Origin of the sequence: Bernardetia sp. Wsw4-3y2 (assembly GCF_037126295.1) — a bacterium.
Taxonomy (GTDB): domain Bacteria; phylum Bacteroidota; class Bacteroidia; order Cytophagales; family Bernardetiaceae; genus Bernardetia.
On sequence record NZ_CP147017.1, the window covers coordinates 845,698 to 868,838 of the forward strand.

Here is a 23,141-nt window from a genome sequence, read left to right on the forward strand (position 1 = left end):
AAACAATTCTATTCAAATAAAAATAGATTATTTACCTTCGTCATTTTTCATGTCATCTTTCAATTGAGAAAGTGCAGAATTGTCTCCTAATGAACTAGTAGTTTCCAAATCTTTAGAGTTTTTCATGTCTTTAGATTTTGAAGCTGTTTCTTTACTAGCTTCTCCTTTTGGAGCTTTTGCTTTCTTTGCAGGAGCTGCAGTTTCTTCTTTTCCACTACGGTATGTAGCTACGTGAGAAAGAATAATACGTTGCTCGTCTTTAGAAAACTCTACTACTTTGAAGTCGATGTTGTTTCCAACCTCAGCAGTTTTACCTGTTTCTTCCAAAGTAAGGTGTTTTGTAGAAGCAAATCCTTGTACACCGTAAGGAAGTTCGATATTTGCACCTTTGTCATTTTTGTTCACTAAAGTACCTTTGTGTACACTGTTTGGTGTAAAAATAGTTTCGAAAGTATCCCAAGGATTTTCTTCCATGTGTTTATGACTAAGAGCCAAACGACGTTGTTCTGTATCAAGTTCTAATACTTGAACTTCTAATTTTTCGTTTACTTTGATAAATTCAGATGGGTGTTTGAATTTACGAGTCCAAGAAAGGTCAGAAATATGAACAAGTCCGTCAATTCCTTCTTCTAACTCTAAGAATAAACCGTAGTTAGTAAGGTTACGAACTGTACCTGTGTGACGCTCACCAGAAGCATATTTAGTTTTAACTTCTTCTTTCGTCCAAGGATCTTCAGTAAGTTGTTTGATACCTAATGACATTTTGCGCTCTTCACGGTCAATAGTCAAGATAACTGCATCTACTGTATCATTGATACTCAAGAATTCTTGTGGGTTACGCAAGTGTTGCGACCAAGACATTTCTGAAACGTGAATCAAACCTTCTACACCTGGTTTGATTTCTAAGAATGCACCATAATCAGCAACATTCACAATACGTCCGTTTACTTTTGTACCTACTTCTAAAGTAGCTTCAAGCGAATCCCAAGGATGCTCTTGAAGTTGTTTCATACCTAATGAAATACGTTTTTTGTCTTCATCAAAATCAAGAACAACAACATTAAGTTTTTGGTCAAGTTCTAATACTTCATTTGGATGAGAAATACGTCCCCAAGAAATATCAGTAATGTGAAGTAATCCATCTACGCCACCCAAATCAACAAAAGCACCAAAGTTAGTGATATTTTTAACCACACCTTCCAATACTTGTCCTCTTTCAAGGTTGTCAAGAATTTGTAAACGTTGTTTTTCAAGATCTTTCTCAATAAGAACTTTATGAGAAACTACTACGTTGTCATTTGCATAATTGATTTTGACAACTTTCAATTCCATTTTCTTATCCACATATACATCAAAATCACGAATTGGCTTAACGTCAATTTGTGAACCTGGTAAAAATGCTTCAATACCAAAAATATCTGCAATCAAACCACCTTTTGTACGGCGTTTGATAATTCCTTCGATAACTTCATCTCCTTGATGCGATTGCTCAATTTTTTTCCACGCCTGAAGAGCCATTGCTTTACGACGAGAAAGTAAAATTTGTCCGTTTGCGTCTTCTTGTTTCTCTACATAAACAGTTACTTGGTCACCAGCTTTAAGTTCTGGTAAATCTCTAAATTCTGAAAGAGACACAAGTCCGTCTGATTTATGACCGATATTTACGATAGCTTCACGATCTGTAACGCCTACAATTGTACCTGTAACAAGTTCATTTTCTGAAAACTCAGTAAGTGTTTCTTCGTAAAGGTCTGCAAGTTCTTGTTGACGTGAATCTTTATAGCCAGCACCAAAGCCTGTTTTGTTAGACTCTAATTCTTCCCAATTGATTTCGCCTGCTGAAGTGTTTGAATTACTCATATAATAAAATAAAAAAGACAATTACTTTCAGGCTTGTCGTAGTGCCTGCCTTTATAGCATTTTTTTTAACTGGTAATAAAATCAATTAAAAGAAATTATGCTTATAAGGTGTTTAATTAACTGTGATAAAATAATTTGAATAAAATTCATTTAAAAAAGAAATAAAACTCAGAATAAAACAAAGTAAGTTATTGATTTACAGAATTTTACATATCTGTTTGAAAATGAGTTACAAAGATAAGAACTTTTGATAGGAAAAGGAAATTTTGTTTGTTTTATTCTTCTTTATTTTCCATAAACCAGCTAGAATATTTTATATAATTGGTAGCAATTCGCTCTAGCATTTCTCCTCTTTCTCCAATTGGTTTTACTTTTTTTGCAGGCACTCCAGCATAAATAAATCCACTTTCAATTTCTGTTCCTTCCAAAACGACTGCACCTGCTGCTACGATACTTCCCGTTCTGACAATTACACCATCCATCAATCTTGCACCCATTCCTATCAAAACATTATCTTCAATAGTACAGCCATGAACGATAGCATTATGTCCAATACTTACATAATTTCCGATAGTTGTCGGAGCAGTTTGATAAGTTCCATGAATAGTGGCATTGTCTTGAATATTGGTATGATGACCAATTTTGATATAATTTACATCACCACGAATAACAGCACTAAACCAAACACTACAATTATCACCCATTTCTACTTCTCCTACAATAGTTGCATTGGGAGCAAGAAAACAATCTTTGCCAAATTTTGGAGAAAAACCACGAACAGGAAGAATTAAAGCCATATTTTTTAGAGTTTTAAAGATTTGAATTTACTTAGAAGGTTGTTTTAAGAATACATTTAATTTCAAATTAGCAAACTATCCCTTAACTTTCAAAATTGTATTTCCTTCCAAAAAGCCATCTAATAAAATAGCTTTTGCAACTTTATTATTCTCATCTCTCTCAAAGCGAATAGAAGCATCACTCTCATTCATAAAAAACTGATTTTCAGATTGTGGTTTTAGCTCCACCTTATTTTCTCCCATGATTACAAACAAACTATCATTTTCAGCTACAAAAGTCAAGTTCATAGTTGAATTCATTGCATACACGCCTTCATATTCTTTCAATAAATCTGGGTTAATAGCTATTTCTTGACGAATTAAAGGAAGCTCATATTCTTCATTATTCAATATTTTTTCTATACTTTCAGACATTTCTCTAGCAACTGGATGCTTACGATTACTCAAAATAAGAACTGTTCGTTTTTTATCATTATCTTTTTTGAGTGAATAACTAAAGCCATCATTCATTAAATACCCTTCTTTATCCAAACTTTGATTTTCAAAATTATTTACAAACTTAAAAATATCTTTTACTGTTGCTTTTATTCCTCTACTACTAAAAGCCATACTATCTTGATACTTTGGTGATGGTGTTATTTTTAACCCTTGGTTTCGATAATTATAAAATAAATAACCAATTGCAAGATGTGTTGTGTCTGTTTTATGAAAATAAGTGCTTTCCAAATTCCATTTTTGAGCGTACTGTTCCAAAACTTCTGAAAATGTTTTTTTCGTGACTTTTTCAATAACCAATCCTAAAATATTATAATCTAGTTCAGATTGAATTTCTGCTGCTTTATCATTTTCATTATTTGATAGATTTACATAATCAATTAACGAATAGGTTTTATTCGGATTTACTTCTTGTATTTGAGCAATTGTTTGAAGGTTTGATTTATGATTTAATAACTCTTCGACTGTAAAATTCTGTTTTATTTGAGGAATATATGTAGCTATTTTTTCATTTGATTGTATCAAATTTTGATTTATCATATCTCTAATAATAGCCTCTGTAAAAAGCTCAGAAAGATGCCCAATTTTGAAAGCTGTACTGTCTGTAAATTCTTTTATAGTGACATAATCTGCCAAACCATAGCTTTTATTAAAGATGATAGAGTCATTTTGAGCAATCAATAGTGTACCACTAAAACGCCCTAAATCAAGATACCGATTTGCCAAACTATCGATTTTATCAATTTGAGCTATCTGATTATCATAATTTGTAGTTTCTTCACTTGGACTGGATGCAATTTCTTTTGTTTCTGTATTTGATTTACAGGAAAATAAAAATACAATGACGAAGATAAGATATACTATTTTTTGCAACATTAGAGTAAATAAGTTTGGGTGTATTTTTAATGATTGAAAGCAAATTTAGATAAATTGCTTTAAAAGCAAAAACCTATTCTTTCCTCTTGAGAGAATAGGTTTTTTGTTTTTTTTCTATTATTCTTTTAACTCTTTAATTAGTTTTACTTCATCTTCCTCATCTTTATATTTCCAAAAATGCCATCCACTTGTTGAAGTTGCTTTTCCTGAAATTTCTTCTTTTACTTTAGATGCTGCACCAGAAGGAGAGTAATGTTCATTTTTATATATGACTTCTTCAGTTTCCAAGTCCAAACGTGCTTGTATCTCTTGATTCTGGTAAGTAGCAAATATTTCTATGCTTCCTTTTTGGTTCTCTCTCTCTTTATAGTGATTCTGTAAAATATGAGTTTGTTTATCTACTAACATTTTTTGAAGTATATCAAATAACCTTGTAGCTCTTTCATCAAGAATTACTAAGAAATACTCATCCATATCTACTTCCATTATGTCTAATGGTATAAGATGTTTCTTTAAACTTTCTCTTAATGAAGAATTTTTAAGTTCTATTTCTTTTAAATATTTAGAAGGAGCTTTATCTGAAATTAGAATATTAGATATTTTTGGAATTAGTGTTCTGTTTATAGCAGAAGACATTTTATCTTGCGCTTCTAGGTCATCTTTGAATTTCTTCTTGATATAGTTTTTAGGAAAAATATGGTGGTCTTCTAACCTATTGTCATTAAAATTTAATTTATTGTTATTCTCCCAACTTACTAAACCTTTTGATTGAAAATTAACTAGATTTAGAATTCCTTTATATAATGCACTTGCCTTTCTATTGTAATCGTAAAAATCATCTTTGGTATTAATTTGAAGTCTAGCTAAACGATTAAAATAAGCTTTTTCTAATATTCTTTCTCCCTTAGCTACTTTTCTTAAATAATTAGCATCTTTAATTATCATTTCGTTAGAAGAGCCTGTGTAACGCTGTGAAAAAATAGAAGACCAGTACCAATATTGTATAAATTCACTATGTTTTTCATTCATTTGTGAGAAATCTCTACCTAATTCCCATCTAAAAATTATTAAAGGAATAATCATGTTTTCATAAGGCATCCAACTTTGTGAAACGATATAATGATTATCAAATAAAAAATTGAGGGTTTCTTTATACCAAGTACATATTTTGTCCCAATATTCTGTAAAATGTTCATGATTTAACTTTTTAAGAATGTATGACTTATCTATTTTTTCTCTTCCATCTCCAATTATATAAGCCAAAGTTCTCACTACAATTTCTTGATTAAAGTGATTTGCAAAATTAGGATTGCTTTCTTTAAATTCATCAATTTTACTTCTAAGATTAAAATCTCCAGCATATAATTTTGCTGCTAAAATATCTGTAAACTTTAAATTTATTCCTTTACTATTACTTCGTTCAAAAAATAATGCAAACTTATCTACATCCATATCTAAAAGATAGTAGTTTAATAGCTTACTTTCTTTAAATATATCTTGCAACTTATCACAAATTGTTAAATATTTTTCAAAATTATCATTATAGCCTTCATCATCATCTCCATTATATTTTTGCAGTTTGAAAATTTCTTTCTCTATCTTAGATTCTCTCCAATTTTCTTGCATCATGCTATATACATCACTTAACTTAACAGAAATGCGTTCATTATCTTGATTTCCACTAATTTCATATAATATTTCTTCCAAACTCTGTTCAGAAAGACTTTTATCTAAAACCTCACTATATTCATAATCTGATTCATTTTTAGCAACAAACCAAACTTCATCAATACCTGTGAAAGCTCTAAACATGGAAGTGGCTCTTTGTTGTCCATCTAAAACAATTCTATAATTATCTACTTTTACTTTGTTTGCAATCTGTTCACGAGTAAATTTATCTATTTTTAATTTACGATTCTTTCCTTGTCCTTTTCTTGGTCGGTCGTCTACTTCTCTTACTGCAATTTCAAAAGAAGGTTTTCCATATATAATCGCACCAATAAAAATACCTCTAATAATTGAGTCAAATAAATCGTATGTTTTGGTAATATCCCAAACAAAATCTCTCTGAAATTCTGGTAAAGAAATCGTTCCTTTTTCAATACTTTGTGTAAGTTCTCTTATAGATTCACTTTGTTCCATATTTTTCCATATAAAAAGATTAATATTTAAAATTCAATTTTTAAATATACAAAAAAACCTATTCTCTCAAAAAAGAAAGAATAGGTTTTTATAAAAATATTTTGCCATTGTTGGTATTTTCACCAACGACCTTAAAACTATATTAAATCCACTTTACAGTAAAATCAATAAGTGATTGAACTTCTGATTTGTAAGGAGGGTACATCAGTTGAGGTGCGCTAAAACGAGTTGGTTGTTCCAAAACAGCACGTTCATTAGAGAAAGATCTAAATCCAAAAATACCATGCGCTTTTCCAATTCCACTATGATTGACACCACCAAAAGGTAAATTATGTTGGAAATAATGAATAACAGTATCATTAATACAAACTCCACCCGAAGAAGTAGAAGCAAGCACATTATCAATCGTTTTTCGCTCTTGTGAGAAAAGATACAACGCTAATGGCTTATCTTTTTTATTGATTAAATCTAGTGCGTCATTCAGATATTTATATCGAATAACTGGCATAATTGGACCAAAAATTTCCTGTTGCATTACTTCCGAATCCAAAGGAACTTCTGACATAATTGTTGGAGCAATATAACGCTGCTCTTCTACAACCGTTCCTCCTGTATGAATAACTGCACCCTGCCCTTTTGCTTTTCCGATAAGCTCAACAAGTGTTTTATATTGTTTTTCATTGATGATGCGTGCATAATCTGGAGAATCCAAACGCTCACCAGAAGATTGTCCGTAAAATTCACTTAAATATTTGAGCATTTGTTGGATAAGTTCGTGTTCAATGTCTTCATGAACCAACACATAATCAGGAGCAATACAAGTCTGACCTGCATTTAAGAATTTACCCCAAACAATTTTTTTGGCAGCCTCTTTAATATTTGCTGTTTCATCAACAATAACGGGTGATTTTCCACCAAGTTCAAGGGTTACAGAAGTCAAATTTTCTGCTGCAGCCTTCATAATTGTTTTTCCTACAGCTGTACTTCCTGTAAAGAAAATATGGTCAAATGGCTGTTGAGTCAAATATTTTGATACTTCTACTTCACCTTCTATAAAGGCTACTTCATTTTCTGCAAAAACTTCTTTGATAAGTTGTGCCATAATCGCATTCGTATTTGGCGTATATTCAGAAGGTTTCAAAATTACACAGTTTCCTGCTGCAATGGCAGAAATAAGAGGAATTAAGATTAAATTTACTGGGTAATTCCAAGGTGCAATAATCAAACAAACACCTTTTGCTTCGTAACGAATATAGGATTTTGAACCTAAAAGAGCCACAGGCGTGCTTACAGATTCGTCTTTCATCCATTTTTCAAGATTCGAAATAGCGTGTTTTATTTCGTTTGATGTAGGATAAATTTCTGATAAATCGGTTTCTGCTTCTGGCTTTCCAAAATCTTGACGAAGAGAATGATGAAAAGCTGAACGATAATTGAAGAGTGCATCTTGCAAACGTTTTAGTTTTTCAATACGCTCTTTTGATGTTGTTTTTGAAACTGCCCAACGATTATTTTGTTGTGCTTCAAAAATTTCGTCTATTTGTTTTTTAAAATCTTCTTTTGAATTATCTTTTGCGCCTGAATTTGAGTCTTGACCTGCAAAAGAAACGGAATCGGCTTGAATTTCGCTCATAATTAATTTTGGTTGTCTAAGTAGTTTCTAAAAACTAATGGTTTCTCAAAACCCTTAGGGTTTATAATAATTTCCTTTATGAAAAATAAAATGTATTCTTTTAGTGCTTCTTTGTGTCTGTTATTGTGTGTGTTTGCGCTTAGTTTGTCAGTTCCAGTTTTTGGACAACAAACAGAGCCTCAACTACTAAGATACGAACTTTTTGAACATAAGTTGTTCGTCATGCATAATAATTCTACAAATGAAACAGATTCGATGGCTTATCGTTTGCTTTTTCCAAAAAATTATGATTCTACAAAGAAATATCCTTTAGTTTTATTCCTTCATGGTGCAGGAGAACGTGGCGATAGTTCGCTTACTGTCAAACATATAGGAGCTTGGGCATTGCAAGAAAAAAATAGAAAAGATTATGAATGTTTTGTGCTTGTTCCTCAATGTGAAAAGAAGAATAAATGGGTAGAAGTAGATTGGTCGGCAGATTCACACAATCAACCTAAAGAAATGAGTAAGTATATGAACTTGACAGTTGAGCTTTTGGAAGAGTTAGAGAAAGAACTACCAATAGATTCGAATAGAATTTACCTTACAGGATTATCTATGGGAGGATATGGAACGTGGGACTTGGCTGCACGTTTCCCTCAAAAGTTTGCAGCTATTGTACCTATTTGTGGAGGTGCAGATGAAAAAACAGCAGATTCTTTAAAATATATGCCTATTTGGGTTTTTCATGGAGCATTAGACCAAACCGTAAAACCACAACGCAGCCGAAACATGGTAGAAGCAGTGAAGAAAACAGGAAATAAAGACATTTATTATACAGAATACGAAAAAGTAAGACACGGAAGTTGGAAACCTGCTTATGAAGATGAAAGCATGTGGAAGTGGTTATTTGAGAAGAGTTTGTAGAATAAAAATATTATTTCAAAAGTTAAACTTTAAATTTATGCGTTTTTTAGTATCAACTCTGTTATTTATATTTCTTGTAACATCTTTTGTTTCTGCACAAAAACCAAATATTAGTCATTTGAAATTTTACAAATGTGATTATTCAGATACAACTTCTTACTATAACGTCTTATCTTCTGGAAGTAAAACAGAAACAACTGAAGTTTGGGGTGTAGATAAAAGCCTCTTGGATAGCTTGCCTTCACTTAGTGAAATGATACTTGACTTAGGAGAAGTTACAGATAATGCGAAATTGTATTTAGAAAATAGATATTATTCTCCAAACTCAACTAAGGAGTATATTTTAACAGAAATAACCTTTAGAGCCTGTTCGAGTTTTTATTTTTTCTTTCTTCTAGCCCCTTTATTTATGAGGTTTAAAATCATAGCTAAATACACAAATGCTTTAGCAGAATCTACAGTTTTCTCATAATCTACTTTTAGTCTTCTGTTTTGATTAAGCCAAGCAAAAGTTCTTTCTACTACCCACCTTTTGGGTTGAGGTACAAATGCTTTATCCTCTTTTTTTTCTCTTCTTGGACTATTGACAATCTCAATTTGTACTCCTGTTTGACTAAATATTTCAGCAGCCAAACTAGCACTTCTATAGCCTGCATCAGCAAGAATTTTAAAGAATTTTCTTCCTCTAAATTGAGCTAAATAAGCTAGATAAGCAAGTTGATTCACGTCAGCTTCATTGGCTGGACTAATCTCTAATTCTAGTAAATTTCCTTGCGTATCTACCAGTATATGCCGTTTACGTCCTTTTTTGAGCTTGTAACCATCTACACCTATAGCTTCCCCTCCATATACACTTTGTACACTTTGAGAGTCTATAGAACCCAAAGAGGGTTTAGCATTTCTACCTTGAGCCAACCGTTCTCTTGTGACCAACTTGTCCAAAAGTTTTTTGTACCAACCCATCTTCTGCCATTTGCTAAAGTAGTCATACAAACTACTCCAAGGAATACCATAACTACTGGGAAGTAAACGCCAACTACTGCCAGAACGAGTGATGTAAAATAGTCCTGAAAAGATATTATACAAACTGTGTTTGCGTTTTCTTTCCAAGTACGAAAAAGGTATAAATTTTTTCATATATTGCCAAAGAGCATCAGATAAATATTCATTAGTAAACATAGTCATTGATATTTTAATTAGTAACTGAAAATCAATAACTTAACTAATAAAAAAATCTGATGTTCTTTTTTATGTATCTAAACTCGAACAGGCTCTTAACAGAATAACATCTAAAAAAGAGGGAAATAAAAACTGGGTAATAATTGCAAAGTTTATGCACAGTGAAAGAGGATTTTATCAATATGTTCCTATTTTATTAGATGGAAGAATTATTTTGAGTAAATGGTTATTATAAATAAAATTGATAAATGCTTCATTTACATTGACTGACGCAACGTTTTGATAAAAAGTAACATCTAAAAAGTCAAATACAATTTTTACATTTTATTGACTACTATGAAAACCACCTACTTTATTACTCTTCTATTTTTCTTTTTCTCGCTTTCTACTTTTGCAAGTGAAAGCGATTCTAAAACTTCAACTCAAAAAGAAATTACTATAAATCAAATTGTAAAAAAATCAGAAAAAACTAGTATAAAAAAACAGAAAAAGCTCAATTTCAAAGAGAGATTAGCTTTAAAACTTGTCAAGAAGAAAATCAAAAAAGCACAGAAAAAACAGGCAAAAAAAATAAAATCTGATGGAGATGGTTTCTTTGCTACCATTTTAATTTCAGTTTTACTTATTTTGGGAGGACTTATAGGAGGAATTATTGCTCTTGCATTTGGAGAAATTTTACTTGGTGTTTTATTACTTGTAGGAGGTTTAATTTTTGTTCCTCTGATTTTAGTTTTAATTTTACTCTCACTTTAGCAAGTTGTGATATGTTAAGCTATTATTTTCAATTCTAATTTTCAATTTTATCAAAACTCCTTTTTTCTCCGTCATAATTCCCACCTACAATCGTGCAAATTTGATTGTAGCTACTTTGGATTCTATTTTTAATCAGGTTTTTAACTCGGAAGTAGAAGACAAAACTATTTCTTATGAAGTAATTGTAGTAGATGACGGAAGTACAGACAATACAAAAGAAATCATTGAAAAAACTTTCTTAGAGGAAAATTCTACTAAATTTGAAAGCCGTTTGAGCTACTTTCAAAAAGAAAATGAAGAGCGTTCGGCAGCACGAAATTTTGGTATCTCAAAAGCTAAAGGAAATTATATTCTCTTCTTTGATTCGGATGATTTTATGCAGCCTCGTCATTTGCAGACGCTTTATGAAGCAATAAAAGCAAATCCAAAAGCACAGTTTTTGGCAACAAAATTTGAGTTTGAGAATGAAGGTAAAATATTTCCTTCTCACATTTCACACTTAAAGGAAGGTTTTTATGATTATAAATTGATTTTAGAAGGTTCTTATTTTGGTACTTTAGTTTGTTTTGATAGAAAATTGATTGAAACTAAAGAAGGCTTAAAACCATTTCCAACTGAATTTAATATTTGTGAAGATTGGATTTTTTTGTTTAGAAATCTATTTGCTCACAACATTCCGATTTATGTAATTGATAAAACAACAATTACGGTAAACGACCACCCCAATCGTTCGATGGCAGATAATCAAAAAGTTATTTCAGCAAGATTAGAAGCCACTACTTTTTTAGAAAATGAAGTATCCCTTTCAGATGCTGAACTGATTATTTTAAAAGGTCATTCCTATCAGTTTTGTGCTGTTCATTCCTATATCGATAAAAACAGAAAACAAGCCTTTTATTTTTGGAAAAAAATGGTGTCTTATTTAGGTTATAATAAAAATACACTAATTTTAGGAATGAAGATTTTGGTAGGGAAAAGTTTTATTGAGAAATTGAAGTAATCTTTAAACCTATAAGGTTTTTGAAAACCTTATAGGTTTGGTTTGTTTAAAATCCGTATCTTTCAGATTATTTTTATAAAAAAGATTTTCCTTCTAAATTATCCATTCTCAATTTGTCATGATACTTGAACTTGCCGACTGGCTCATCATCTTTTCTTTTCTACTTCTTACTTTAGGAATCGGAATTTATTACACCAAAAAAGCAAGTGGCTCAACCGAAGATTTTTTTCTAGGTGGTCGCAATCTTCCTTGGTGGGTGGCAGGTACTTCTATGGTCGCTACTACGTTTGCAGCCGATACACCTCTTTTGGTTACAGAATTAGTAGTAAAAAATGGAATTAGTGGAAACTGGCTTTGGTGGAACGGACTAATTGGAGGAATGCTTACTACTTTTCTTTTTGCTCGTTTGTGGAGAAAAGCAAAGGTAATTACAGATTTGGAGCTAATAGAATTGCGTTACTCTGGAAAAGCTGCTAAATTTTTACGTGGTTTTCGTGCTGTTTATTTAGGGCTTTTTTTTAATGCTGTCATTATTGCTTGGGTAAATGTGGCACTTGCAGCTCTTTTGCAAGTGTTTTTTGATATTCCTGCAAATCAGACTATTTATTATGTAGCTGCTGCAATGGTTATTGTAGTTATTTATTCCAGTCTTTCGGGACTTTTGGGTGTTGCTATTACTGATGTTTTGCAGTTTGTTTTGGCAATGACAGGTTGTGTTGTTCTTACTTATTTAGTGTTGGATAGTCCAAAAATTGGGGGAGTATCTGGTTTGATAGAAAAGTTACCAGCAAATACACTTAATTTTTTCCCTCAAATTGAAGATTCTAGTAATACAGAATTAGTAAAAAATGGATTTCAAATGCTTAGTATTAGTTTGGCTACTTTTTTTGCTTATATAGGCATTCAATGGTGGGCAAGTTGGTATCCAGGGGCAGAACCGGGGGGAGGTGGATATGTGGCTCAACGTATGATGTCTGCTAAAGATGAAGAACACGCTTTTAAAGCAACCTTGTTTTTTCAGTTGGCACATTATGGTCTGCGCCCTTGGGTATGGATTTTGGTGGCTTTATCAGCTATTATTTTATATCCAAATCCGATAGCAGGAGAAGAAAAACTAGGTTATGTTTTGGCTATGAAGGACTTTTTACCTACTGGTTTGCGTGGTCTTTTATTGGTTGCTTTTTTTGCAGCCTATATGAGTACCATTTCTACACAATTAAACTGGGGAGCAAGTTATATAATTAATGATTTGTATCAACGTTTTTATAAGCCAAAAGCAAGCTCAAAAGAACTTGTTACAGCTTCAAGAATTGCAACATTTGTAATTATGCTTTTTGGAATCTTGGTTACTACACAAATCACATCATTAGAAGCTGCTTTTGTATTTTTGATAGAAGCAGGAGCAGGACTAGGAGCAGTTTTGATTTTGCGTTGGTATTGGTGGAGAATAAATGTTTTTAGTGAACTCGCTGCGACTATTACACCTCTTATTGGAGTTATTTTTATTCGTATTTGGAACAGTGGCTTTTTTCATGTGGAAGGAATATTTTATAGTATGATTACTTTTAATTCTCAAGCATTACTCATCCAAAATAAAATACACGAAGATATAATTAAAAATATTCAAATAGAATCTCCTTATTCTCTATTTCTTATTTTAGGATTTACAACGATTAGTTGGATTGTGATTACATTTTTGACAAAACCTACTGACGAGCAAACCTTACAAAAATTTTATGAGCGAGTTCGCCCTCAAGGAAGCTGGAAACCAATTCGTATTTCATTGAATCTTCCAAAACCAAAAAATCAGTTGCCTTATATGATTGCAGCTTGGTTTGTCGGAATTGCTTTAGGATATAGCTTTTTGTTTGGAATTGGATATGCTATTTTTTCTAAATGGATGCTTTTCGGAATTTCTTTTGGAATTTTTATAGGAAGTGTTTTAGCTATAAATTGGCTTGTCAAAAAAATTGCAGAAGAATAAGACAATTTTATCTAAAATTTGTTATCTTCGAAATAGTGTAGCGTACCTTTTAAGGTGCAAATACGTACTGTACGTATACTTTTGCAAAAATGACTAAAAAAGAAGATAGAAAAATGATAAGCTCTATTCCGATTACCCTTCCAGTTTTAGAAGATTCAGAACGGTTAGAATACGAACAAATAGACTGGCACAATTATAGAAAATTACTCACTATGTTTGAAAAAGATAGGAGTATTTTTGTTATGAATGATTACAAAACAATAGATCAATTAGAAGAATATATAGATTATCAACTCAACTTTGCTCAATATTCTTATAAACGAGGTGCAGCAGATTGGTTTTATAAAAACAAAAATACAGGTGAGTATATTGGTGTTTTTAATCTCTATGATTTGAGTAAAGAAACGCTAAATGACAATCACAAACGCTGCACGATAGGCTTTGCAACAACAGAAAATCACCGAGAAAAATATTATACATTAGAAGCCATCGAAACATTTAAAGAAGCAATTTTCAATCAATTAGATAAAAATTATATTCTTTCTTATACCACAAAAGAAAATGTTGCTACAATTGAGTTACTTCAAAGAGCAGGTTTTGTGGCAAGTGAACAAGATTATATCCATAAAGAATATGTTTATTATGAGATTTTTAGATAATTATGTCGCTAATGGAAACATCAGAAATGAATAGAAAAAATTATATTGCTTTTAGCTTGCAAAAAAAGTCTGATACTTTTGTAAGTTTCAGACTTTTTTGCGGTTATGAAAATTGAAAATTTATTTTTTCAATAAATCTCTAATTTCGGTAAGTAACAAAATATCTTGTGGTGTTGGGGCTTCTGGATTTTTTGGGTCTTCTGCTTTTTTCTTTAATGAATTAAAGCCTTTAACAACAGCAAACACACAAAGCGCAATAATCAAAAATTGAATTATGATATTCAAAAAATTACCATAATTGATGCTTACAGCTTCGGTAGTAACTGTGCCTGCTGCATCTACAACAGCTTCTTTTAATACTAGCTTTAAGTCTGCAAAATCTACTCCTCCAGTTGCCAATCCGATAGGTGGCATAACGATGTCATTGACAAACGAAGTAACAATTTTTCCGAAAGCAGCACCGATAATCACACCGACAGCAAGGTCGACTACATTGCCCTTAACAGCAAAATCTTTAAATTCTTTGATTAATCCCATAAGTTTATTCTAGTCAAGTTTGTAAAAGGAAGAGAAAATATTAAAAACATATTCACAGGCAATAAACGCATTTTATTGCAATTAATTTTTAATTTATTAAATTTCACAAACTTATTTATGGAAAAAAATAGATTTACTCAAATTTATAGTTTGTTTTTACTCTGTTTTCAGTTTGTCTTCTTCTTCTATATTATTTGAAGAACTTCCTTTTAGTAAATCTCTAATTTCGGTAAGCAATAGAATATCTTTTGGGGTTGGTGCTTCTACATTTTTTGGGTCTTCTGCTTTCTTTTTTAAGGCATTAAAAGCCTTTACAACAGCAAAAACACAAAGAGCAATTATGAGAAATTGAATTACAATATTGATAAAATTGCCGTAATTGATAGAAACAGCTTCTTCAATCACTTTTCCTGTTTCATCTAAAACAGCACTTTTAAGTACAAATTTTAGATTAGCAAAATCAATTCCTCCCGTCAATATTCCGATAGGAGGCATAATAATATCATTGACTAGTGAAGTTACAATTTTCCCAAAAGCTCCTCCAATAATTACACCGACAGCCAAATCAATGACATTTCCTTTGACAGCAAAATCCTTAAATTCTTTTATAAAGCCCATTTTCTAAATAATTAATGTATTCGAATTATTTTTTTACATAAAAAATCCGAAAACTACTTTCATAATTTTCGGATTCAAAAATACTTTTTTTCTTTGGTTCAAAAAAGAGCTATATCAAAATTTTTAGACATATAATCCAACAGCTAAGAAATGACACAAACTTCCTCCCAAAACGAATAGATGCCAAATAGCATGATTAAAAGGCAGTCTTTCCCAAATAAAAAAGATTACACCTAATGAATAGGAAAGCCCACCAATTCCGAGCAAAATAAGTCCTCCTGTTTGTAAATTTTCAAAGAAAGGTTGTATCGCCACCACTGCCATCCATCCCATCGAAACATAAAGAATAACAGAAAAGCGTTTCCATCTTCCCAAAAAGAACATTTTATAAATAATTCCTAAAAGAGCAATTCCCCATATTATACCAAAAAGCGTCCAGCCCCAAGCCCCACGCAATGTAACAAGTGTAAAAGGAGTGTAAGAACCTGCAATTAGAAGATAAATTGCCATGTGGTCTATTTTTTCAAAAAACTTTTTTAGTTTAACTGTTCTTGCTCCATGATAAAGCGTAGAAGCTGTATAAAGCAAAACAAGTGTAGTTCCGAAAATGGAAAAGCTAATTATTTTCCACATATCTTGTGCTTCACTTGCCCAATTAACAAGAAGCATAAGAGCAATGACACTCAGAACAATGCCTAATCCGTGTGTGATTGTATTGGCAAGTTCTTGGTGTTTGTTGCTAAATTTTTGTAATTTTTCTAGAGTTGTCAAGGTATTCTTAAATGTTTTTATTGATAAAGGGTTAATTTATTTGAGTTAAGTGTTCGATTGTTTACTTATTTTAATCAACATCGAAACCAAATTGTTTGGCATATTCGATGAGTTTTTCCTTCAAAACACCTCTCGCTCTATGCAAACGAGAGCGAACTGTTCCGATAGGAATATCCAAAATTACAGCCATTTCTTCATACGTAAACCCTTCCAAATCGCAAAGAATAATCACAGTACGAAAATCAACAGGCAAAGAATTTAAAGCTCCCGTAACTTCGTCACCAATTTTATTTTGCATTGTCGAAGTACGTAAATCAACAGTATGATTCATTTCAGCCGTTTCTACCGAAGCCGAATTGTAATAATTCTCAACGTCTTGATAATCTACTTTTGAAGGTTCTTTTGTCTTTTTTCTGTAATTATTGATAAAACTATTTTTCAAAATACGAAAAAGCCATGCCTTTGCATTTGTACCTACTTCATACGAACCTGCAAAACGATATGCCTTCATGTAAGCATCTTGTACCAAATCTTTGGCATCGTCTTCATCAAAGGTAAGTTTGTAAGCAAAGTTGTACATAGCATCTGCATGAGGCATAAATTCGGTATTGAAAATATGTAGTTTTTCTTTTTCTGGAAGTGATTTAGCCATAAATTAGGAATGGTAAATTATTAATTATGAATGATAAATGAATACAACTACGTAAGCATCAGATTTTTAATTAGAACACTGTTTAGATTTTTTATAAAAATGAATAATTACATCTAACAATGAAACAAACTGGTAACTGATTACTACTTTACTGCTGACTGACTTAGCCATTTTCGGCCACTACTTCTTTTACCTCAGGCATCATATTTTTGAAAAGATTTTCAATTCCAGCCTTCAAAGTAATTGAAGAAGATGGACATCCACTACAAGAACCTTGAAGCAAAACGCTCAACTTTCCTGTTTCTTTATCAAATTGAGAAAAAGAAATTGCTCCTCCGTCCATTTCTACAGCAGGACGAATATATTGGTCTAAAATATCTTTTATTCTTGCAATAGTTGGATCATCATTGAGTTCGACTTTTGAGTCTGGCAAATCTTCTGAAAAAACAGGCTTTTGAGCTTCAAAATAATCTTTCAAATAATTACGAAGGATAGAATTGATTTCTACCCACTCTACATTTTCAGTTTTGGTAATTGTAATAAAGTTTTTACTCAAAAATACACGCTCTACAAAATCAAATTCATTAAAAAGAGCAGCAGCCAAAGGAGAATCTGTTGTGTCTTCTTTACTTGCATAATCTTTTACTATTCCATCTGCCATGAGCATAAAGCTCATCACAAATTTCATTGAATTAGGATTTGGATTTTCTTCTACATATATATGTACGTGGGGCGCACGGTTGTTATCTGTGATTACTGCCATAATGATTTATAGATTAAAATTAACTGGTTACTTATTTATCGAACTATAAAAAAGCATTTGAGTTCTATCAAAATCGCTTTTTATTTGTTTTTACTACAAAGATACCATAAAATAAAACCAAAATTAAGTATAGAAACTATAATCTATCTAAAAAACCATAAAATCAACTTATAGTCAAATAAAATTAATTTTCCAAAACAATATACATATTTCTATGTTATATAGGTAGATTACAAATTTTATAGTAGTCTATTTTTTTTACCTCACTTTTTTGAACACTTATTTTTATGGCAACTTATCAAGCAAATCAAGAAGATACTTCTTATACCTCAATGGACAGAGATTCTAAATTTGAATCTGAAGAAACGGCACAAGCAAAACTTAATCAATTGGATTCTGATGAAGTACAATCCCGACCAGCAGGTCAAGCACCTTCATTTATTATGCGTGTTATGTTAACAAGCATGGTTGTATTTTTGGTCGCTGTGGGTTTAGAAGTTTTTGTTATGCACTCTGTTATGGATAATCCAGATGTAAACTTAGCTCGTAGAATAGCTGTTTTAGCTATTGGTAGTGCACTTTTAGGGGGCGCAGTTGGAATGATTACAGGTTTTGCATACGTAATGAAGAAAGAATTCAAATTTAAAAGTGCAATGACTGTAATGGGAGTTGTACTCGTAATTTTAATGGTCGGAATCGCTATTTTGGGAGATAACCCAATTTTGAGTCAATATATGACTAATTAATCTTAAATTAGATATTATACTCTTTAACTATAACTATCACAATTTGACTAACTAGAAATTATTATCATTATAAAACTGAAAAGCCTTTTTTTTCACGAAAAAAGGCTTTTTTTGTATTATCTGTATTATTATTATTCAAAGGCTTCAACAGAATAGACTGTCTGTTCCAAAAATTTATCTAGTAGACTTCTTTCCTCTAGAACTATTTCTACTGTTCCATAAATTTCATTCTTAGAATCTAAATCTACTTCGACCTTTCTGTTGGTTTGTAAACCATTGTCTAGTTTTAGTTGGACAGAATATTTATTTTCTTGTGGCGCAAGGCTTATCTGTGCAACTTCTGCTTCTATCCAACCATAACGAGCAAAAGGATAGGCTTCTAATTTTATTTTTGCTTTATTGGCTTCTTTTCCCTCCTTGAGCTTAGAAATATGTTTTGAGTCTACTTTTGTATAGGCATAAATAGCATTTTTTTGAGGAATAACAGAAATAATCTCTTTATCCATACCAACTGATTGATACAAATTAAGAGGATTAAAGAAATTAACTTTACCTTCTATCGGACTAATAATCAGATAAGAGGTTTTCCAATCTTCTAACATTTTCTTTAGAGTTGCAAAACTAGTTCGTAATTGTTGCTTATACTTAAATGCTTGCTCTTGATAAGCAATAGAAACTTCTACAAGCTGTTGATTGAGCTGACTAACTCGCATTTGGGCATTTAGATTTGCTTCTTTATTTTGCAAAAAACTACTTTCTTTGTTTAGAAATGCGCTCTTTGTTTGTAAAAATTCTTGTTTGGCAATTGCTTCACTTTTATACAATAATGAATCGGTAATATATTTTTGTTTGCTCAACTCATAGTCTCTTTCTTGAAGTTCATATTTTTCTTGTAAAATAACTCTTAACGAATTTTGAATTTCTATTTCTGAACGAATAGCAGCTTGTTTTTGAGCATGCGAGTTAGTTTTAGAAAATAACTGATAATCTAAAATATTATTTTTTAGTCTTTCGTAATCTAATTGTAAATTTCCCAAATTTGTAAAAAGAGGAATTTCATTTTCTTGAAAAAAATCTACACTTTCAAATACTGAATTTTGACTAGAAAGTGTGTCTAAATAATCTTCTAACTTTTTGGCTTCTTTCCAATCTGTTGTGCTTTCCAAGACTAATAAAAGCTCATTTTCTTTTACCTCCTGACTATGTGCTGCATTTATAAAAATAATACGGCTATTAATCTTTGGAAACAAACTTGCTTTTGCTTGATTTGCATATAGTGTTACTTCTGAAGTCGATAATTCAGGGTAGCGTATAAAATGAGAAACGACAAGCATTAGAAGCAAAACACCAAAGATGATTGTAATACCTGAACGCATAAAAAAGCCTTGTGGACTTGTCAATAATTCTTGTGTTTCTTCTGAATAAGAGCGAAAAATCTCTTCTCTTTCTATATTATCTTCCATTACAAAATTTACATTATTCTTAGTAGTAGAAACTAATTAGGTACAACTTTAAACTATTTTGATAATTAGTTTTCTTGCAAAGATAGTTCTTCTTCTGGATTTTCTTCTGACTCATCCATTTCACTAGCCAAATGCACTAAAAAATATTCTAAATCAGTAACTGTATATTTTTCTGGTAATAAATAACCATTTACAATAAAAGCAGGTGTAAAAGTAATCCCTGTCTGATTTATCCAAGTATAATGCTGTGAAATGATACTTTCTTTTTCTTTATCAGAATAAGATGTTGGAAGATTTGATAACATTTCTGAAATCTGTTTGTAATCTTCACTTGTTTGATTGGCAGTCAGATGGCACATAGTTGTAGTAAAATAATTTCCAAAATCTTCTCTCAATTTTTGTAAATCTTTTTTTGCGCTAATACAAGGTGGACAAGTAGGACGACTAATGACGACTAAAGAAACCTTATTCTCCTCTTCTTCTTCCTCTAGTTCGGTTGAAATACTACTTCCTTCAACAAAATGGGTTGGAGCTTCACTAATATCTACTTTTTTATTTTGATGAAGAAGTGTTTTAAAAACCTCATAATCATACTTAAAAGAACGTAGATTCTTAGTTTCGTTATTAGAAGAGTTATATTTTTCAAGAACTGGTTTTAAAATATTCCAAATAAATATAGGCAATAGGAATGAAAAAACAGCTATTGCTAAAATTGAAAAAACAGAATACAAAGTAAAAGTAGAAGATAAAATTTCATCTTGAAAACTAAATAAATATATTCCCCCTACCACAGATTCTACAAATAAAACTGCCATCACAGAAACACAAAGCGAACACCATTCTTTAAGAATAAATTTCTGATAATATAAAGACGAAACAACAGCAAAAATCCCAAAAACAGAAATCAAACTCTGAAAAACGAATGTCAGAGAATCAAACTTACCAATCAGTAAAAATAAAAATGCCCCAAAGAAATAATAAACACCCAATTCTGAAAAGGTAAACCATTTTTTGATTGAATCTATTTTACTTGTATTTTCTTGTTTTGTATCAGCACATGAAGATGATTTTCCGAAGGCAGTACAGGCTTTTTTGAAAACTGCATTATTTTTAAAAATTTCTCCAGAAAGTAAGATAGCACTAATTACAAATCCTATAGTATGTAAAATATAAAAGGAAATTTCAAGAATAGACTTTGTGACTTGTTGATTTGTAATAAAAAACGTTTTTCCAACTAAAAACAAAAAAGAAATACCCACTAAAACTTGAATGGTCTTTTTTATAGTGCCAAAAAACTGTTGTTTCTTTTGTGCTTTTTTATGAGCAGAGTAATTTGGTTCTGCTGCATTTTCATTTTTATCTAATAACAGTGTATAACCTGTCCATGATTTTTCAAATTCTTCTATTTCAACTATCTGTTTCTCTGAATTCACATTAATCAAGACTACTTCATTGTCTCTAACTTCGTCTAAAATAGAATAATCAGTGTGTGTTCTTCCATTTTCATCATTATGAGAAGCCAAAACAAGAGCAGGCAAAGGAATTTCTGATAAATGTTCTTTTCCAATCTGAACAGCTAAAGACTCTATTTTATAGTGTGCTAAAAGTGTAGTAAGATCACTTAATGTTTGAGCATCATTATATTTTGCTGTCAGTTTTTGTAAATAAGTGATAGTGTAAGAAACTTCAAATTTATCTAATAGGATACTTACAATAGTTTTCATATTACAATTGCTTTAAATATTGTTTTTTTTGCTTGCAAAACTACAAAAAAGATAGCGATAGAAGTTTGGTAATACCAAAGTTTATTCTATCGCTATTTTTTATATTAATTACTTATACTAGCACGGAAATACATATTGTCCATAGCAAAAATCATCACACCCTGACTCACATTGTGATTTTGTAGGATACGTTTTACCTTGACACCAAAAAACTACTTCACAATTATCAAAACCCCCTGTAATTTGTTTGCTCTGTTTTTGAGAGATAGCAAATTTTCCAAATTTCTTTTTCAAAGATTTCATAAAAATTGAGTTCAGATGTTTTATTAAAAAATATTGATACAAAATGAATCAATAATAAATGAATTTAATTTCCTCTAAGTGGATCACACTCAAAAGGATCATTTGGATTAGGAAAATACTTATTCTTACACGGATATGGTGGCTCACCACCGTTTACTTTATTTGCTTTTTCTTGAGAGATAGCAAATTTTCCAAATTTCTTTTTCAAAGATTTCATAAAAATTGAGTTTAATAGGTATAATTAAAATAATTTATCAAGATTACTTACTTATATATTTCTAATACTTACTAAGTAAGTTTGACGTTGTAAATATCAATAAAAATAAAGCATATTTCCAAATAAAAATTACATTTATTTTCAACAAAGATATAACTTTCTGAATAACAGCAAATTACAAAATGTTATTTTTTCAAAACACAAAGTATTTGATGTTGTAATTAAAACCCAACATATTGCTATTTTTCAAAGGTTATAATTTATGATAATTCTTTCTTTTTAATCTAAATAGCTAAAGACTCTACTTATAGTATGCAAAAAGTAATATAATATTATTTGAAGTTTGAGCTTGACTGGATTTTTTAATAAGGTTTGACAAAAAAGGCGTCTATAAAACGCCTAATTTGTCTAGTTAGAAGTGGTATTGTGTTTCAGATAAGGAGCTAATTTTAAATCCTCTATAAATAACCACGTCTTACAAGGTTTTGTAAGGCGTGATCATATACTAAAGAACTATATTTAGCTCATTTTAGCCACAGCATACAGCTTGACAACCTGTTGGTTGTTCGATATAATTTGCTGCTCCTCTCGGACAATTATGATAATGATCACAATTACAGTAATTAAAACCACCTTTCAGTTTTTGGATTTCTTTTTCAGAAACCGCAAATTTTCCAAATTTCTTTTTCAAAGACTTCATAATAAAAAATAAGTTTAAAAATGATAATTTATAAATAATATTCAAACCACTTTTCAAAATTTTTAATTAGTTTTTGGAGTAAGTTTGATGTTGTAAATATCGCAAAAAAGAAACTTCAATTCCAAATACAAATATAATTATTTTCAACAAAAAACACAATCAATTGATTTTCAACAACTTAAATGATGTTAATCTTTATGAAATATATACTTTTACTCAAACTACATTTTTTAAATATTGATAATTTACAAGTACTTATAATATTCAATAATAATTATTTTCACCAATATATTAATGTAAGTTTTTTTTTGCAAATTTTATTTACAATACTACACTTTCTTTTTAGTAGTTCGGTGGCACAGA

At 30.9% G+C, this 23,141-nt stretch carries 22 protein-coding genes; 6 read left to right on the forward strand and 16 right to left on the reverse strand.

Going from position 1 to position 23,141, the window contains the following annotated elements; all coding sequences use genetic code 11:
* Window positions 1–27: 27 nt before the first annotated feature.
* The 5 genes from rpsA to V9L05_RS03365 form a co-directional block, all read right to left on the reverse strand.
* Window positions 28–1,860, reverse strand: coding sequence for a 30S ribosomal protein S1 (gene rpsA / locus V9L05_RS03345; protein WP_338790333.1), 1,833 nt, complete (start codon window positions 1,858–1,860; stop codon window positions 28–30).
* 275 nt (window positions 1,861–2,135) lie between these two features.
* The gene (locus tag V9L05_RS03350; RefSeq protein ID WP_338790332.1) at window positions 2,136–2,657 is read right to left on the reverse strand and encodes a gamma carbonic anhydrase family protein; all 522 of its coding nucleotides are present in this window, start codon (window positions 2,655–2,657) and stop codon (window positions 2,136–2,138) included.
* 75 nt (window positions 2,658–2,732) lie between these two features.
* Window positions 2,733–4,028 (reverse strand): serine hydrolase, encoded by a 1,296-nt coding sequence (locus tag V9L05_RS03355; protein ID WP_338814377.1) that lies wholly within the window; start codon window positions 4,026–4,028, stop codon window positions 2,733–2,735.
* 117 nt (window positions 4,029–4,145) lie between these two features.
* Window positions 4,146–6,170 (reverse strand): DUF262 domain-containing protein, encoded by a 2,025-nt coding sequence (locus V9L05_RS03360; RefSeq protein WP_338814378.1) that lies wholly within the window; start codon window positions 6,168–6,170, stop codon window positions 4,146–4,148.
* A 142-nt stretch (window positions 6,171–6,312) separates the two neighbouring features.
* Window positions 6,313–7,803, reverse strand: coding sequence for an aldehyde dehydrogenase family protein (locus V9L05_RS03365; protein WP_338790326.1), 1,491 nt, complete (start codon window positions 7,801–7,803; stop codon window positions 6,313–6,315).
* Between the two features lie 78 nt (window positions 7,804–7,881).
* Between V9L05_RS03365 and V9L05_RS03370 the strand changes: the two genes are divergently transcribed.
* The gene (locus V9L05_RS03370) at window positions 7,882–8,709 is read left to right on the forward strand and encodes an alpha/beta hydrolase-fold protein (RefSeq protein ID WP_338814379.1); all 828 of its coding nucleotides are present in this window, start codon (window positions 7,882–7,884) and stop codon (window positions 8,707–8,709) included.
* A 378-nt stretch (window positions 8,710–9,087) separates the two neighbouring features.
* On the opposite strand, the gene V9L05_RS03375 is transcribed toward V9L05_RS03370, so the two are convergent.
* Window positions 9,088–9,888, reverse strand: coding sequence for an IS5 family transposase (locus tag V9L05_RS03375; RefSeq protein ID WP_338811837.1), 801 nt, complete (start codon window positions 9,886–9,888; stop codon window positions 9,088–9,090).
* A 336-nt stretch (window positions 9,889–10,224) separates the two neighbouring features.
* Here V9L05_RS03375 and V9L05_RS03380 point away from each other — a divergent pair, with 336 nt between their 5' ends.
* The 4 genes from V9L05_RS03380 (at window position 10,225) to V9L05_RS03395 (ending at window position 14,284) form a co-directional block, all read left to right on the forward strand.
* Window positions 10,225–10,641 carry a hypothetical protein gene (locus V9L05_RS03380; protein WP_338790324.1) on the forward strand — a complete coding sequence of 139 codons (417 nt, stop codon included), beginning with the start codon at window positions 10,225–10,227 and terminating at the stop codon, window positions 10,639–10,641.
* Between the two features lie 100 nt (window positions 10,642–10,741).
* The gene (locus tag V9L05_RS03385) at window positions 10,742–11,641 is read left to right on the forward strand and encodes a glycosyltransferase family A protein (RefSeq protein WP_338814380.1); all 900 of its coding nucleotides are present in this window, start codon (window positions 10,742–10,744) and stop codon (window positions 11,639–11,641) included.
* A 118-nt stretch (window positions 11,642–11,759) separates the two neighbouring features.
* Complete coding sequence (locus tag V9L05_RS03390; protein WP_338814381.1) at window positions 11,760–13,625, forward strand: sodium:solute symporter family protein; 1,866 nt, start codon at window positions 11,760–11,762, stop codon at window positions 13,623–13,625.
* A gap of 89 nt (window positions 13,626–13,714) precedes the next feature.
* A complete protein-coding gene (locus tag V9L05_RS03395) occupies window positions 13,715–14,284 on the forward strand; it encodes a GNAT family N-acetyltransferase (RefSeq protein WP_338790321.1) in 570 nt (189 codons plus the stop codon).
* A gap of 120 nt (window positions 14,285–14,404) precedes the next feature.
* Here the strand turns inward: V9L05_RS03395 and mscL (V9L05_RS03400) are convergent, their stop codons facing one another.
* From mscL (V9L05_RS03400) to V9L05_RS03420, 5 genes are all read right to left on the reverse strand, one after another.
* Window positions 14,405–14,821, reverse strand: a complete 417-nt coding sequence (gene mscL, locus V9L05_RS03400; protein ID WP_338790320.1) for a large-conductance mechanosensitive channel protein MscL — start codon at window positions 14,819–14,821, stop codon at window positions 14,405–14,407.
* A gap of 156 nt (window positions 14,822–14,977) precedes the next feature.
* The gene (gene mscL / locus V9L05_RS03405) at window positions 14,978–15,439 is read right to left on the reverse strand and encodes a large-conductance mechanosensitive channel protein MscL (RefSeq protein WP_338790319.1); all 462 of its coding nucleotides are present in this window, start codon (window positions 15,437–15,439) and stop codon (window positions 14,978–14,980) included.
* A 123-nt stretch (window positions 15,440–15,562) separates the two neighbouring features.
* Window positions 15,563–16,210, reverse strand: coding sequence for a hemolysin III family protein (locus V9L05_RS03410; RefSeq protein ID WP_338814382.1), 648 nt, complete (start codon window positions 16,208–16,210; stop codon window positions 15,563–15,565).
* A 70-nt stretch (window positions 16,211–16,280) separates the two neighbouring features.
* A complete protein-coding gene (locus V9L05_RS03415; RefSeq protein WP_338790317.1) occupies window positions 16,281–16,862 on the reverse strand; it encodes a sigma-70 family RNA polymerase sigma factor in 582 nt (193 codons plus the stop codon).
* Window positions 16,863–17,025: 163 nt separating this feature from the next.
* Window positions 17,026–17,625 carry a NifU N-terminal domain-containing protein gene (locus V9L05_RS03420; RefSeq protein ID WP_338790316.1) on the reverse strand — a complete coding sequence of 200 codons (600 nt, stop codon included), beginning with the start codon at window positions 17,623–17,625 and terminating at the stop codon, window positions 17,026–17,028.
* A gap of 287 nt (window positions 17,626–17,912) precedes the next feature.
* On the opposite strand from V9L05_RS03420, the gene V9L05_RS03425 reads away from it, so the two are divergent.
* Window positions 17,913–18,371, forward strand: a complete 459-nt coding sequence (locus V9L05_RS03425; protein ID WP_338790315.1) for a hypothetical protein — start codon at window positions 17,913–17,915, stop codon at window positions 18,369–18,371.
* A gap of 131 nt (window positions 18,372–18,502) precedes the next feature.
* On the opposite strand, the gene V9L05_RS03430 is transcribed toward V9L05_RS03425, so the two are convergent.
* The 5 genes from V9L05_RS03430 to V9L05_RS03450 all read right to left on the reverse strand — a co-directional run bounded on the left by V9L05_RS03430 (window position 18,503) and on the right by V9L05_RS03450 (window position 22,778).
* Window positions 18,503–19,834, reverse strand: coding sequence for a hypothetical protein (locus V9L05_RS03430; RefSeq protein ID WP_338814383.1), 1,332 nt, complete (start codon window positions 19,832–19,834; stop codon window positions 18,503–18,505).
* 65 nt (window positions 19,835–19,899) lie between these two features.
* Window positions 19,900–21,558, reverse strand: coding sequence for a cysteine peptidase family C39 domain-containing protein (locus V9L05_RS03435; RefSeq protein WP_338814384.1), 1,659 nt, complete (start codon window positions 21,556–21,558; stop codon window positions 19,900–19,902).
* Between the two features lie 117 nt (window positions 21,559–21,675).
* Entirely contained in the window at window positions 21,676–21,861 is a 186-nt protein-coding gene (locus V9L05_RS03440; protein WP_338790312.1) for a hypothetical protein, read from the reverse strand.
* A gap of 64 nt (window positions 21,862–21,925) precedes the next feature.
* Complete coding sequence (locus V9L05_RS03445) at window positions 21,926–22,078, reverse strand: hypothetical protein (RefSeq protein WP_338790311.1); 153 nt, start codon at window positions 22,076–22,078, stop codon at window positions 21,926–21,928.
* Window positions 22,079–22,607: 529 nt separating this feature from the next.
* Window positions 22,608–22,778: a hypothetical protein gene (locus tag V9L05_RS03450; protein WP_338814385.1), complete on the reverse strand. Its 171-nt coding sequence runs from the start codon at window positions 22,776–22,778 to the stop codon at window positions 22,608–22,610.
* Between the last annotated feature and the right edge of the window lie 363 nt (window positions 22,779–23,141).